12 protein-coding genes are annotated in these 14,238 nt (G+C 63.4%); 3 read left to right on the top strand and 9 right to left on the bottom strand.

Features of this window, described 5'->3' with window-relative positions:
• Positions 1-6 precede the first annotated feature (6 nt).
• Both Q352_RS0116350 and Q352_RS21655 read right to left on the bottom strand, forming a co-directional pair.
• Complete coding sequence (locus Q352_RS0116350) at positions 7-1,632, bottom strand: methyl-accepting chemotaxis protein (protein ID WP_028500251.1); 1,626 nt, start codon at positions 1,630-1,632, stop codon at positions 7-9.
• 189 nt (positions 1,633-1,821) lie between these two features.
• Positions 1,822-4,683, bottom strand: coding sequence for an RHS repeat-associated core domain-containing protein (locus Q352_RS21655; protein ID WP_051529037.1), 2,862 nt, complete (start codon positions 4,681-4,683; stop codon positions 1,822-1,824).
• A 224-nt stretch (positions 4,684-4,907) separates the two neighbouring features.
• Between Q352_RS21655 and Q352_RS0116340 the strand changes: the two genes are divergently transcribed.
• The 3 genes from Q352_RS0116340 to Q352_RS0116330 are packed head-to-tail and all read left to right on the top strand — an operon-like array spanning position 4,908 to position 8,690.
• Positions 4,908-6,965 carry a ferritin-like domain-containing protein gene (locus Q352_RS0116340; RefSeq protein WP_028500250.1) on the top strand — a complete coding sequence of 686 codons (2,058 nt, stop codon included), beginning with the start codon at positions 4,908-4,910 and terminating at the stop codon, positions 6,963-6,965.
• 13 nt (positions 6,966-6,978) lie between these two features.
• Positions 6,979-7,848 (top strand): MNIO family bufferin maturase, encoded by an 870-nt coding sequence (bufB, locus tag Q352_RS21650; RefSeq protein ID WP_051529036.1) that lies wholly within the window; start codon positions 6,979-6,981, stop codon positions 7,846-7,848.
• Positions 7,845-8,690, top strand: a complete 846-nt coding sequence (locus Q352_RS0116330) for an HvfC/BufC N-terminal domain-containing protein (protein ID WP_028500249.1) — start codon at positions 7,845-7,847, stop codon at positions 8,688-8,690. The genes bufB and Q352_RS0116330 overlap by 4 nt, the downstream gene beginning before the upstream one ends.
• Before the next feature lie 5 nt (positions 8,691-8,695).
• Here Q352_RS0116330 and Q352_RS0116325 read toward each other — a convergent pair whose 3' ends face one another.
• The 7 genes from Q352_RS0116325 to Q352_RS22950 form a co-directional block, all read right to left on the bottom strand.
• Positions 8,696-9,232: a flavin reductase family protein gene (locus tag Q352_RS0116325; RefSeq protein WP_028500248.1), complete on the bottom strand. Its 537-nt coding sequence runs from the start codon at positions 9,230-9,232 to the stop codon at positions 8,696-8,698.
• A gap of 42 nt (positions 9,233-9,274) precedes the next feature.
• Positions 9,275-9,895, bottom strand: coding sequence for a peptide chain release factor H (prfH, locus tag Q352_RS0116320; RefSeq protein WP_028500247.1), 621 nt, complete (start codon positions 9,893-9,895; stop codon positions 9,275-9,277).
• Complete coding sequence (locus tag Q352_RS0116315) at positions 9,895-11,031, bottom strand: RNA ligase RtcB family protein (RefSeq protein WP_028500246.1); 1,137 nt, start codon at positions 11,029-11,031, stop codon at positions 9,895-9,897. Before Q352_RS0116315 ends, prfH begins: the two co-directional genes overlap by 1 nt.
• Positions 11,032-11,391: 360 nt before the next feature.
• Positions 11,392-11,622: a hypothetical protein gene (locus Q352_RS0116310; RefSeq protein ID WP_028500245.1), complete on the bottom strand. Its 231-nt coding sequence runs from the start codon at positions 11,620-11,622 to the stop codon at positions 11,392-11,394.
• Between the two features lie 66 nt (positions 11,623-11,688).
• Complete coding sequence (locus Q352_RS21645; protein ID WP_084300283.1) at positions 11,689-12,345, bottom strand: type II toxin-antitoxin system HipA family toxin; 657 nt, start codon at positions 12,343-12,345, stop codon at positions 11,689-11,691.
• 144 nt (positions 12,346-12,489) lie between these two features.
• Positions 12,490-13,962 carry a hypothetical protein gene (locus Q352_RS0116300; RefSeq protein ID WP_084300281.1) on the bottom strand — a complete coding sequence of 491 codons (1,473 nt, stop codon included), beginning with the start codon at positions 13,960-13,962 and terminating at the stop codon, positions 12,490-12,492.
• A 28-nt stretch (positions 13,963-13,990) separates the two neighbouring features.
• The coding region (locus tag Q352_RS22950) for an integrase core domain-containing protein (RefSeq protein ID WP_156952579.1) at positions 13,991-14,238 on the bottom strand (248 nt) is incomplete at its 5' end.

The following is a 14,238-nucleotide window of genomic DNA, read 5'->3' as shown; positions in this document are numbered from 1 at the left end:
CCGGACTCAGGCCTGGACCTTGAAGCGCGACACGCCATGACGCAGGCCGTTCGACACCAGATTCAGGTCCTCGATGGCCTGGCTGGACTGGCGCAGTGATTCCACCGTCTGCTGGGCGGCTTCGGACAGCTGGCCGAGGGCCTGATTGATCTGCTCGGCGCCGGTCATCTGCGCCTGCATGCCCTCGTTGACCTGCTGGAAGCCCGGCGCCAGCGCCTGGACCTGCTGGATGATCTGCGACAGCTGGTAGCCGATGCGCTCGATATCGGTGATGCCGCGGCGCACTTCCTCGGTGAACTTGTCCATGCCCATTACGCCGGCGGACACCGAAGACAGGATCTCGCGCACCATCAGCTCGATGTCGTAGGTGGCGACGGCGGTCTGGTCGGCCAGGCGGCGGATCTCCGATGCCACCACCGAGAAGCCCTTGCCGTATTCGCCGGCCTTTTCCGCCTCGATGGCGGCATTCAGCGACAGCAGATTGGTCTGGTCAGCGACCTTGGTAATGGTGGTCACGACCTGGTTGATATTGCCGGCCTTCTCGCTGAGGATGGACAGCTTGCCGTTGACCGATCCGGCGGCGTTCATCACCTGCTGCATGGTGGCTTCCATCCGGCTCAGCCCCTCCTGGCCGCTGCCGGCCAGCGCGGCCGCCTGCTCGGACACGGTCGAGACCTCGTTCATGGTATGCATCAGGTCGCGGGTGGTGGCGACGATCTCGCGCGAGGTGGCGCCGATCTCGGCCGTGGTCGCGGCGGTTTCGGTCGCGGTCGCCTGCTGCTGCCGGGCGGTGGCCGCAATCTCGGTCACTGACGTCGAGACCTGCAGCGCGGTCGACTGCGCCTGGGCGACCAGCGCAGTCAGCTCGTCCGACATCCGGTTGAAGCCGGTTTCCAGTGTGCCGAACTCGTCGTGGCGCTCCAGCCTCAGCCGCTGGGTCAGGTCGCCGGTACGCATTTCGTCCAGCACCCCGACCACGCGGGTCATCGGCACGGTCAGCGAGCGGAACAGGTGCAGGCCACAGGCCACGGCGGCGCCCAGCGCGATCAGCAGGGTGATCAGCATGCTGATGCGCGAGGTGGTCACGGCATCGCTGATATTGGTGGCGGAGCGGTCAAGATAGCGGCGGTTCTCGTTGACGATGTCCTGGATCAGCGCGTAATTGTGCTCGCGCTCGGCGCGGAAGGCGGCGAAGCGCTGCCCGGTGGCATGCCGGTCCTGCTGCTCCAGACCGTCGAACAGCTGGCGCTGCAGGGCATGGTAGCGCGCCCGCGACAGTTCGAATGCAGCGAACTTGCGCTGGTCGCTGTCGCGGCTGGCCGAGGCCTGGTAGCCCTTGATCAGCGTATTGAGCCGCGCGGCGTTGTCGCGCATCTTGTCCAGATCGGGACGGCGCTCGGCCGCATTGCGGTCGACCAGTGCGATCCGCTGGGTCAGCATGAAGTCCTCGGTCATGTTGCCGCGGATCATGGTGCTGTAGTACAGCCCCGGCGTGGTGTCGTGCTCGACGCTGTAGGCGGCGCGGTCGATCCTGGCCAGCTGGTAGTAGGCAATGCCGGCCATCAGGGTCATCAGGGCCAGAATGATGGCAAAACTGCCGAGGATCCGGTGGCGGATGCTCAGGTTCTTCATAGGTGGGTATCCCCGCTGGAGGCGGTCCCCACCGAGGGACGCGCCTCTCGAATTGTTCGGATCCGGGCGTCAAGGATGACGGTGACCCTGGCAATTATTTCATGGTTGAACTCTCTGGGTAGAAGATTAACCATTAGTGATTGCGGTGGCGGCAGAGGCTGCCGGAAAAGCGGGGGGATACGGGAGCGCCTAGATCGCTCGCTGCCAGTGGGAACCGGCCAGATGGATCACCGGAATATCCGGCTGCTCCAGCAGCAAGGAGACGAACGGCATCGCTTCTGTCCGGGGGCCCCTGAAGATCGTCAGGCGGTCGTCGGGAGTATGCCGGCGGATTTCAATCCGGTCGCTGCCTTCTGCTGTCAGCACATGGACGGCGTCCGGCGTATGGGGAAGGGCGGTGTAGGCCTGGATCTCGATGTCGCCGCCGTACATGCCCGGGGTCTTGATCATTGCCTGCAGCGTGTCGGACGATACCTGGTGGCGGCCTTCCATCAGGGCGAGGGCCGTGAGATCGTTGCCGGGCAGCGACTGCATCAGCGTCATGGCGATTTCGTCACCGGAGACCCGCCCGCCAGGGAGCAGGGTGGCGGCGGATTGTGCGATCTGGTCCCGCAGCTCGATGCGTTCCTCGAACCCGAGGTTCCGCCCCTCCAGTGCATGCAGCAGACAGTCGCCACCTCCGCTGTTGGTGATCAGTTGCAGACCGTATTTTTCCTCCATCTTCGGGACGAAATGTTCGAAGTTGACGTGCTTGCTGGCATAGCTGGCCAGCGCCTGTTGCTGTACGTCCGCTGCTGCCGGCGGAGCCGCCCCTTCCTGTTGCAGCAGATTCAGAAACCGGTGGAAGCGATTGCCTGCCACTGCTGCATTGCTGCCGGGACCGGGGCCGGCCACGCTCTCCCTCCTGTCCCGGAACGCCAGCGAAGTGGTGTTGACGGTATGGCCCGGAACCGGCACTGCCGGGAGCGCGCCCTTTTTGATCCTGTCCAGCACCTTGCCGAATACCAGACCATTCACGTCACGGTTGACGACCGGATTGTTTCCCACCATGCAGTACAGGTTCAGTCCGTTCACCGTGCCGGCCGGATCCGGATTCAGCCAACGGCCCAGCCACGGGGCGTAGTAGCGGAAACCGTAGTCGTACAGGCCGCTGGCATCGCGTTCCTGTCCCGAGTAGCGAAGGTATTTGTAATCGGCCTCGACGGTGCTGCGGACCGACCAGACTGCCGTACCTCCATAGGGATAGTATTCCTCGCGGGTGACGATGTCGGCCTGCCGGTCCAGCTCGATCATGGAGGAACCGGTCTGGTTGTCGAGGCTGTAGCGCCACTGGTCGTTGGCGAGACCGGCAGGGCATCCCGTATCCCAGTGCAGCAGGCGCACCGACTGGCGACCGGTATTGCCCAGCTGCACCAGCTGCAGGCTTTCGACCAGGGTGTCGACACCGTCCACGGTTTGCCGCGTCTGGCGGAGCTGGAGCCCGGGCAGATAGAGAACCCGGCTGCGGCGGATCGTCCCGCCGGTCAGGGTGACGGTCTGCTTTGCCGCCCGCCGTCCCTGGCTGTCGTACCGGTAGTCTTCGTAATTGTCGCTGGCGCCGTCACGGGACACCTGCGTGCAGCGCTGCAACTGGTTGCGGGTATTCCAGGCCAGCGGCTGGCCCGGCTGCAGCTGCAGCAGGTTTCCACACGCATCGAAAAGGCCGTCGATGTCTGCGGGCGTCAGGTCGCCGGTCTGGCGGACGGCGCGGTTCGAGGTTTGCGCCACGATCATTGCCAGCGTATAGGCGCTGGCGCCGTTATGGTGGATCGCGGTCAGGTTGCCGCCGCGATCATAGTCATGGGTCCGGGTGTAACCACTGAGCAGACTGTCGTCGGTGCACAGCGGGACGATCGGGGATGTCAATGCCGAAGTCTGCTGGCTGGCCGTGGCATTTTCCCGGCCGACAGCCTGATGAAGCTGGTACAGGGCGTCGTATTCATACTGGCTGTCGGGGCTGATGCGACGGTTGGCGGAGAACCGGGTGGGCTGGCTGGCATCCGAGAGCGAGAGCAGATTGCCAACCGGGTCGTAGCCGTACGTCAGTGCCTGCAGTGTGGCGCGGCGCCCCGACCGTGCCGGCCGGTGGCAGACCAGCGCCGCAAGCCGCCGGGTCTGCGGCTCGTAGCTGTACTCGGTGACGACGCCGTTGCCGGCCGTCTCGGAACGGACCTGGCCGGCAGCGGTATAGTCGATGGCGGACAAAACGGCTTGCGCGGTGCTTGCACCGGGGAGCCGCAATGCACTGGCGGCCGGTCGGCCCGAGATGTCATAGTCCTGCTGCAACCGGTTGCCCGCCGCATCGATGCTCTGCCTCTGCTGGGACAGCGGATTCCAGCTCCAGCGCGTCGTGTAGATCTCTTCCGCCAGCGCGGATCCCAGGGTTGCCGGATCGCTGCCGGACCAGTCGCTGTCCACTACCGCGTCGAGCAGGAACTGCTGCCGGCTGAGCAGCGGCTGGCCGGTCAGACCGTAGGCTGGCATCTGTATCATGCCGGCCGGCGTGTACTGCTGCCAGACCCGGCCATGCAAATTGCTGCCGGCCGGGGCATCGCGGTCGGCGTAGCGCAGGCGCTCGCTGATCCGGTCGATACCATCAGTGCTTTCACGAATCGTGACCCGTCGGTGCAGAAGGTCGAACGCCTGCTCGAGTCGTCGGCTGCCATGCTGGTGCAGCCGGACGCCGCCCTCGATGTCGTACAGCGCGTGCAGGTCGCCGGCATCCTGGCTGCAGACCTGCAGCACGCGGCCGGACAGTGAGCACGCATAGCGGAAATTGGGCGGCGTTGCCGGATCAGCCTGCCATGCGTCGCCCAGCCTGGCGTCGAGACGGGTTGCCTGCCAGCCCGGCGGCGTGAAGGTTTGCCGGGTGATGCACTCATCCGGCAGGTCGGTATCCAGCGTGCGGTTGTAGCGGATCGTGCGCACCGGCAGCCCGCGTGCATCGACAACGGTGACCGTGGGGGTGCCCTGGCAGCGCCGGGCAGTGGCGGGGTCGGCTTGGGTTGGCATGGCATCAGGTAATCAGGGGGAGCGGGAAGTGCATCCTGTGATTGTCACTCTAGACCACGTACCTGCCTGCACCGGTGCCGATCGTCGCCTGACGGCACGCGCTGCCGTCAGGCGGCCGGGACTGTGAGAAAAAACAAGCTTTACTAAATCCATTTTAAATCTATTGTCATAAAACGCATTGCGGAATAACCCGCTCTCATCGAATCCTCCTTCGGAGAATGACAATGGAAATCCCTGTCCTCGGCAACAGCATCACCCTGGTCGACGATCGCAGCCTGGACTGTCTGGCCAGCGACACGTCCGCCGTGCGCGCCATCGTGCAGGCAGCGGTCAGTGTCGAGCTGTTCACCATCCCGCTGTACATGACCACGCTGTACTCGATCCAGGGCACGCACCAGATCAACAGCAAGCAGCTGGACTACTACCAGGGCCGGCAATGGCCGGGGGCGTCAGCCAGCGCCAGGCCGGCCACCGACAACCAGCGCGCGTTCAACCTGATCTTCAGCGTGTTCATCCAGGAGATGCTGCACCTGCAGATGGCCGCCAACCTGGCCAACGCCATCGGTGAGCAGCCGGACTTCACCCCGGCGGCGCTGGTTGACAAGACCGGCCTCGGCTGGCGCTGCTACGGACCGCAGCACTCGGTGCTGCCGCACATCATCGACCTGAAAGACACCGACACCTACCGCCATGTCCGCGTGAACCTGGAAGCGCTGAACGACAACCAGATCGCACTGTTCCGCGCCATCGAACAGCCGGAGGCCGATGCCCGCGCCGAACTGGCCAGACAGCCGCCGTCGGTACAGGAAAAATACTTCCCGACCGTGCCGTTCAGTGGCTGGACAGCGGACAAGGGCGTCAATGACCTGCCGATGTTCGGCACCATCGGCTGGATGTACGAATGCCTGGCCCAGTACATCAGCATCGAATACCAGGACGGCGAAACCTTGTGGCAGAAACTGTTCCAGGCCGATTCGGTGCAGCAGGACATGTTCAACAGCCACGCCCAGGGCTCCGGCCATCCGATGATGGAGTTCCCGCATTTCGACACCCGATTCACCGCCGAAGACGGGCTGGGCGTCGATACCTCGTTCAACAAGGCCATCGACATGATGAGCGCCATCACCGACCAGGGTGAAGGCAGCGATATCGGCATTGCCCGCTATCGTCGCGGCCTGCAGCTGCAGGTGGTGCAGGGCAAGTATCGCGAGGACTTCGCCGCGCTGAAAGTCGACTACCCGTCCTATACCGGCAGCGGCGACCCGGCACCGTCCGCCGACGCCCATGCGCGGCACGACAGCTCGGCGCTGACCCATTTCGAACGCTTTACCGCACTGGCGCTGCTGTTGCCCGGCGTTGAAACCTGGGAACAGTGGCACCAGCGCGGCAACAGCTGGAGTGCCAGCCTGCTGACCAACGCCGACTACAACCCGGCCACCGCGCCGGCCAATATCCCGGCGCCGGATGCGGTGGCCGGTGCACTGAACCGGCTGAAGCAGGACCAGACCACGATGTGGCCGGTGCTGAGCAAGGTTTCGGTCGGCGCCATCGCCGGCATCACCACGGTGCTGAACGACTACTGGCAACATCCGGGCATGGATTTCCCGTATCCGTCCATGGTCGGCTCCGGCGACCGCATCTCGCTGTGCTGGGCCGTGTTCGGCATGGCGCCGGACCTGTCGCTGGATATCGGCCAGCGCGATCCGGGCACGCTGTATCACGCCTGTCAGGGCATGAGCCTGGACGGCAGCAGCGGCGACAGCTGTGCCGCCATCGAGATCTACCATACCTGTCGCGGTTCCAACAGCTGCCGGGCGGAAGGCGGCTGTGGCTTCGTGCAGTGCGACAGTGACAGCGGGGGTGGCCATTCCTGTTCGGCGCTGGCACACCGTGCGCCGGCCACCGGGCAGGCGGCGCAGGCAATGTGCGGGCGCTCGCCGACCGTGGACAAGGGCGGCCAGGTGCTGTGTGGCGGCCCGTCGCCGGATGCCGATCTGTACAGCGCGCCCGGCGACAACAAGTGCAAGAGCTTCGGTGGCTGTGCGGTGCCGATCTCGGCCTCGCAGATGTTCCCCAGGGACGGCCAGATGCAGTTGTACGACTTCGCCGGCCCGCCGTACCAGAGCGAACCGTTTGGCGAACCGCTCGATTTCGCCGTTGGCGAATCGGTGTACGACAAGGCCTGGCAGGCCTATGGCGAAGTCATGGCGCAGCGCGGGAAGACCGCCGGCGAGCCGCCGGCACCGACCGACCTGCGTCTGGCCCTGCCGCCGTCGACCTGACCGGGAGCCCCGCATGACCCAGCCCCGGCTTGGCCTGCCCCATCTCGGCTTCGGCGTCGGTCTGCGCAATGTGCATCTGTCGCACATCATGCAGCACGGCGCCGGTGCGGACTGGTTCGAGGTCATCAGCGAGAACTTCATCAACCACCACGGCTATGCCCGTCATGTGCTGGACCGGCTGCGGGAGACGCGACCGGTGGTGATGCATGGCGTCTCGCTGTCGATCGGCAGCAGCGACCCGCTGAACCGGGGCTATCTGGCGCAGCTGCGCCAGCTGGCCGACGACATCCGCCCGGCATGGATTTCCGATCATCTGTGCTGGACCGGCGTGGCGTCGGTCAATTCGCACGACCTGCTGCCGCTGCCGCTGACCGAGGAAAGCTACCGCCATGTCCGGCAGCGGGTGGCGGCGGTGCAGGATTTCCTTGGCCGGCCGCTGGTGCTGGAGAATCCGAGCAGCTATCTGCAGTTTCGCGAATCCACCGTGCCGGAATGGGCATTCCTGGCCCGGCTGGCGCAGGACACCGGCTGCGGCCTGCTGCTGGACGTGAACAATGTGTACGTCTCGGCCTACAACCACGGTTTCGACCCGGAACACTATATCCGCCAGTTGCCGGCCGACCATATCGTGCAGATGCATCTGGCCGGCCCCAGCGATTGCGGCGATATCCTGATCGACACCCATGACCACCCGGTGCCGTCGCGGGTGTGGGAGCTGTATCTGCTGGCGCAGCGGCTGTGCGGTGGCGCCAGCACCCTGCTGGAATGGGATGCCGACATTCCGCCGTATCCGGCCCTGCTGGCCGAGCTGGATCTGGCACGGCAGCTGTTGCAACGCGAAGCGCCCCACACCCTGCCCGGCGCCGGAGTGCCCATGACATGAGCCGAAGCGCATTGATGGACAGCCAATACTGGCTGCTGACGGTCATGACCGCCAGTGGCGGGCTGGAACATGGCCTGACCCTGGCCGCCGCCCGCGGCGCGGCAACCGGCAAGGACATGATCGCCGCCCCGCCGCGCGGCGCCATCCGCGACCGGCTTGGCGTGTATCACCATGGTTACTGGCAGCGGCTGCTGGAGTGCCTGCAGGCCGACTATCCGCTGTTGCTGCGGGTGCTGGAAGCGCCGCTGTTCGGGTTCTTTGCCCATGCCTACCTGGCGCGCCAGCCGTCACGTTCGCCCTCGATGTACGACCTTGGTGCCGGCTTTGCCGACTTCCTCGCCGCCAGCCTGCCGCCGCAGGCGCCCGCTGCCGCGCACTTGCCGGTGGAACTGGCCCGGCTGGAACGGGCCTATACCGAGGCGCTGCGCGCGCCCGGTCCCGAGAACGATCACGCGCCGCTGGCGGACGGGCTGATGCTGGCGCTGGCTGCCGGCAGCGAACTGCCGCTGCTGGCGATGCCGGCCTGCGTGCGGCCGCTGGCACTGTCGCTGCCGCTGCTGCCGTACTGGCGGCAACTGCAGCTGGACGGCCCGGTCCCGCCGGCCCCCGAGCCGGCCGCCAGCTATCTGGCGGTGGCCCGTCAGCACTGGCGGGTGGCACTGCACCCGCTCGACCCGTGGCAATACCATCTGCTGCAGGCACTGAATGACGGCCTGGACGGCCCTGCCGCCCTGCAGCGTTCGGCCACGCTCAGCGGGCAGCCGCTGGCGACGCTGACCGTCGAACTGCTGCTGTGGCTGCCGCTGGCGCAGCAACTGGGGCTGCTGCGGCTGGCGGGGTGACAGGCTTACCGCATTTTCGACGGCAACTGGATCGTTTCCCCGGCCTGCATGAACGCCCCGTAGCCGCGATGGTGCAGCGTGCGCGGGTCCTTGCGGTCGGCATCCAGCCAGGCCTGCACGACCTCGAGCACGAAGAAGCCGTAGCGGTTCACCAGCCGGGTATCGACCACCCGGCATTCCAGGCTGGCGTAGCACTCGGCGACCAGCGGTGCGGCGACCTGCTCCGCCGGCAGCGGCGTCAGGCCGAGGGTGGCGAACTTGTCGGTATCGCGGCCCGAGCAGTTGCCGCAGTCCACGACCTTCTGTGCCAGCTCCACCGTCGGGATATTCAGCACGCACTGCCGGGTGGCTTTCAGCGCGGCAAAGCTGAAGTCGCGGTCGCTGACGACGCAGCCCACCAGCGGCGGCTCGAACTCCATCATGGTATGCCACGACAGGGTCATGACATTGGCCCGGCCCTGGTGCGCGGTACTGAGCAGCAGCACCGGACCGGGTTCGAGCAGGCCATAGACGCGGGACAGCGGGAAGGGGGATCTGGACATGTGGGACTCCTGGGCAGTGGACCGCGTGGCAGGGGCGTCGGTTCAGGATGAGAGGGGAACAAAGCCTTCTCCCCTGAACACCCGCCGCGGATTGCCGCGCTCGACCTGCCGATGCAGTTGCCGGCGCAGGCCGCGCTGCGCGGCATTCATTTCCTCATCGCGGCAGGCGAGCTTGTGCGCCAATAGCAGCATAGCCAGTCGCTTGTTTGCATGCTGGCTGCGTTCGGTCTGGACCTTGACGCTGATGCCGGTCGCGACGTGGGTGGCACGGATGGCAGATTCGGTCTTGTTGACATGCTGGCCGCCGGGGCCGGACGAACGCGTGGCCTCGAAACGAATCTCGTCGGCCAGCGTCGTCGACGGCGCTTCGCAGCGTGCGACACCGATAAACCAGTTCTTGCGCGGATGACGGGGACGCCACGGGCTGGCGCAGATCCACTGGATCGTGCCTTCCCAGCGGCTGGCCAGCGTGTCTTCCCCGTCACCATCCAGACTCAGCAAGACCGAGCGCAGCGTGCCCGGCTGTTCGCCGTCCTCGCGTTCGAGCTGTTCGGTGCGGATACCGGCTTGCGCCGCTTCGTGTTGCAGGCAGGCCAGTGCCCTGGCCACGGCCAGGCAGCATTCGGCCGGCCCCTGCGCGGCAGAGAGTTGCAGCAGGATCATCAGCAGCACTCCCCGTGAGTCTTGTAGGTCAGTACCGGGCGCAGGCGCGCCAGCACCGTGACCAGTCCGGCCTGAACCAGCGCGTCGATGATGCTGTCGATCGGCTTGTACGCCTCGGGCGCTTCCTCGTACATCAACTGCTTGTCACGGCAGATGACGTGGCTGCCCAGTCTGGTGCGGCTGAGCTGGGCAGGCGTGAAGCGCCGGGCCAGCCGGTCCTTGCACTCGCTGCGCATCCACTTGCGCCCGGCGCCATGTGCCAGCGAGAACAGACTGTCCTCGCTGGGCCGGGGGGCGACCAGATAGCTGAAATCCCCGCGTGAACCCGGGATCACCACCGGCCCGGCACTGGACGGGGTGGCGCCCTTGCGGTGCAGCCAGCCGGCTTCGCCGCCAAGGGTCGCCGGCACTACCAGGTTGTGGTGGATGTCCAGGACCGGTTCGCCGTCTGCATGCAGACGTGCCAGCATGCGCCGTGCAATCAGTTCGCGGTTTGCTTCGGCAAAGTGCAGGGCGGTGGCGTGCCGGGCCAGATAGTCCGCGCATGCCGGGCTGTCCTGCTCCAGGCCGCGATGGCCGAACTGGCTGACCTGTTGCTGCAGAATGGACTGGCCAAGCCCGCGCGAGCCGCTGTGCACCAGCAGGAGCAGTTGCCGCGCATCGAGCTGCAGTGCCTCCAGCGCGGCCGGCTGGTAGATGTGGTCCAGCCGTTGCAGCTCGGCGAAATGGTTGCCGCCGCCGATCGTGCCCAGCGCCGGGTCGAACCCGGTGTCCGGCGGCGCGAGGGTGGACACCAGTGCTTGCCAGTCGTCGTCGAGCGGGGTGTCGATATTGCCGAGCCGTTTTTCCAGCTTGTCGAGGCTGACTTTCCTCGCATCGAGGTCGGTGGTCCACAGCGCCATGCCGCAGCCGATATCACCGCCGATCAGGGCCGGGTACAAACGGCCGAGCGAGAAAAAGGCGGCGCCTACCGGATAGCCCCGGCCAGGGTGGAGGTCTGGCATCCCGGCAACGTGGCGCATGCCGGGCAGAGTGAGGGTGGTATGAAGTTGCTGGACCGCGTCGCCGTCGATCCAGGTGTTGTCCGCGGCGATCAGGGTGACGCCGGCGGCCAGATGCTGAATGCAATTGCCCATGAAAATTCCAGATCAGAAAGAAAAAAGACTGATATGGCAGGCCGGGGCCCGGGCAAAGCGAAGACGCTGAATGGCAGCGGAGGTGTTTCGATCAACCCAGGCGGGGTCTGCGGAGAGGTAAAGGTTGGCGCATGATTTTTCCTCCTTTGCAGTGCGGGTTGAGTGGGACAGAGCGGCGCATGGTAACGCCAGTGTATTGGCATGGCAACAGGGGGCGTTGCCATGCCAACGCGCGGGTGGCAGCGTTGCAGGCGCAAACACCTCGCGGCATGGCTGGCGCGACAGCCCGCAGGCGATCAGGCCTGGTTGCCCGGTTTCTACTTGAATATCGTGGGAAACGAGAGGGATTATCGGGGCAAGTCATCCTCTCGTAACCCAATCAATCAGCTCTTCTATTTCCTCAGTGTTTTCATGCAAGTAATTAGCCAAGACATGAGTTGCAATATTTTCTCCGTCGATCTTGGTCAATTTGTCTTGCTCTACGTGCAGGATCAATAATTCAAGGTCTTGCTGGATTAAAAAACCGGGCCCAAGGCTTATTTCCTTGGTAAGGATGCTGATTAACTTGCTTTTTATTTCTGATAATCTCATGGTTGATTCCCGTCTGAGCTTGCCTTCGCCGCTGAATGAGTGTTTTTGCGAGATGAGGAAAATCAGTCAGTACCTGAGGAGTGAAGGTGGGTAGCGTCGGGCAGCAGGATTGCGGTCAAACCGTTTTACGCAGAAGGTATGGTCGCCCTTCCCGAACGACAGCAATTCCGACTCCGGGACGTCAATGCCGGCTTTGCGTGCAAGCTGGTGGGTAAGATATTCCCAGAGGCCCCAGTCATGAGTGTCATTTCTTCCCGGGAACTTGGCCAGCCATAGTGAGTGGTCCCTCTCCGCGAAGACGGCCTTGGGCCGTGTGCCGCCCAGGGATGAACCTGGCGCAACCAGTATGCTCAGCCAGTGTTCATACTCCGGTTTGTCTTCCGCGTTATCGTCGTCCAGCTCCAGGGCAATGGCAGAGAGTGTTTTCAGGCTGGTGACAGGGGGCACTGCATAGGTGGTGTCATCATCCAGAAAGTTTCCCCCCGGGTAGCAGAACCGGAGTGCACCGCTACGCGTGAAGTCGTGAACCCCGAGCATCAGTTCCAGACCCGATAGCAGCTTTGGGCTGCGCTGTACTGCTTTTGCCTTCAGTACTTCCCGGCGCTGAATCAGTTTGCTGCCCCAGCGGTCAGGCGCCGAGTCCAGGAATACGCCGAAACCTCGTTCTGAAGCCGGATGTTGGTCACCGACGTACAGGTCAAGGCGAGGGGGTACTCCCCCCATTTTTAGCGGTCGCCAGAAGTAGAGGCTAGGTCATGATGAGGTCAATACCAATGACTCTTTTTGCGCAGATATATAGAGAAACTATGGGAAGTTTGCGGCAAAATTTCCTGTTATCTCTAGCCGTATGCGTATCCATAGCCGAGATTAGAGATTGGAAGGAGGCCGCTTCCGTCCTTGTACCCTCAGAACAACCACGGAATACCCCGCTTTCCCACTTGGCGGGGTTTTCTGGTGTACCGTAACCAGGTTACGAAGGTGGTCGCTTCCTCCTCCACGATCAACAAGATCCAATACCATGAGGATGCAGAAGGTCACATTTGTCCTCTGGTAGGCGGTCGTCTGGAGGCCAAATTTGTCGACCAGCTCTATTAGGGTGAGATCGTCGTGTGTTTTCTTGAGCTCTGCCACGGTTTTCACTGCGTTCCGGGTGAAGTGAACATCAACGCGACCATGTGCGACGCCGGTCGCCTCGCGCTGAGTAAGTTCTCGCAGCGGCGTGGCCTGGAGAAATCCAAAATAATCCTTATGCAGATCTGCTTCTATCGGAGGATGATCGGTGCTCCGATTGAACAGATAGTTGATCCCAGTTACCGCTGAGGGGGTCTGGTTCTCTCGCGAGGCGACGAACGAGAGGGTGTAGTACAGGATCTGGATAAAAAATTGTTGCCTGTCCGCGTGGCAATAATCAGAGTTGTTGAGAAGTTGCTTGTGGATCGATTCGAAGACTTCAACCACAAAGGGGTCCGTGACGGCAAGGTTCAAGGTCGAGATTGCGACTTCGAGGGCCTGAGTTGCACTCACGACCAGTTCGGTCGGAAGGGACGTCTTGGCGAGTATCTCGGCGGCGGTCGCTGGTGCGGCCGCCGCCCTAGTAGGGTTTCGATAGAGGGCGGCCTCCATCGCCGAGGTAATGTCCGCCCGTATCTTCATGGCAATCGGTGTATCGAGCGAATCATTATTCTCTTCCAGCCATTGATCCAGGACATCTAACTGGTTGGTGTTCTCTTGAATCGAACCGACAATCCGCGGGCGAACAAGCGCCTCTATACCACCTGATGATGTATGCAGCAGGATCGACCGGCTAGCCTCGAAGACTTTGCACAACTCTTCTTCGATGACTCGCGCTGCATTTAGCCACGCTTTTTTCAGAAGGCTAACGTCAAGCTGAGCCAGCCTCGTTGCCAATGCAGACCAGCGGAGCCCCTCCAGTAATGAGGCACCAAGCCACGAATCGTGATCGATCTGACGATCGGATGGGAGCAGGCAAGCAGCATACTCAAACGCGGCCTTGCTGAGCTCGACCAGCATCTCTCCCAAATGACGATCCTGCCTTCCTTCCTGGAAGGTGAGCAGCACATTAAGGCAAGTTTGGTACAGGGCGGCATCTTGCCTGCGCTCGCTTGCTGCTATGGCTTGCTGCATGTAATCGTGTGCACGATGAAAAGCCACCAGTGCGGCTGGCCGGTCGTGTGTTTCGAGTGCTGCAGCGACGGCAAGTTGGCCTAGGGCAAATGCGGCCTCATCTTCTGCTCCCGGCACGGAGACTAAAACCTCAAGCATGCTGAGCAGCTCATCATCCTGAACATGCGTGAGAACGAGCCCGGCAATTCTGGCCACATTGACCTTCCCCCGCCCGGTATCCCAGTCATAAATTAGCAATCAGGACTGGTTGTGGGTGGTTTTTCTCCCGGTATTCGACCGGGGTCAGGTAGCCCAGCGCACTATGTGGCCGAGCGGCGTTGTAATCCTGGCGCCAGGCTTCGATTTTCTGCTTGGCATCATGCAGGTTCCGAAAGACATGCTGGTTCAGACACTCTTCCCGAAACCGGCCATTGAAGCTTTCGATATGTGCATTGTCTACCGGCTTTCCCGGCCGAATGAATTGCAATCGAA

The organism is Microvirgula aerodenitrificans DSM 15089, from assembly GCF_000620105.1.
Taxonomy (GTDB): domain Bacteria; phylum Pseudomonadota; class Gammaproteobacteria; order Burkholderiales; family Aquaspirillaceae; genus Microvirgula; species Microvirgula aerodenitrificans.
The sequence above is the reverse complement of the archived record's forward strand: the minus strand, read 5'-3'. Positions and strand labels throughout refer to the sequence as shown.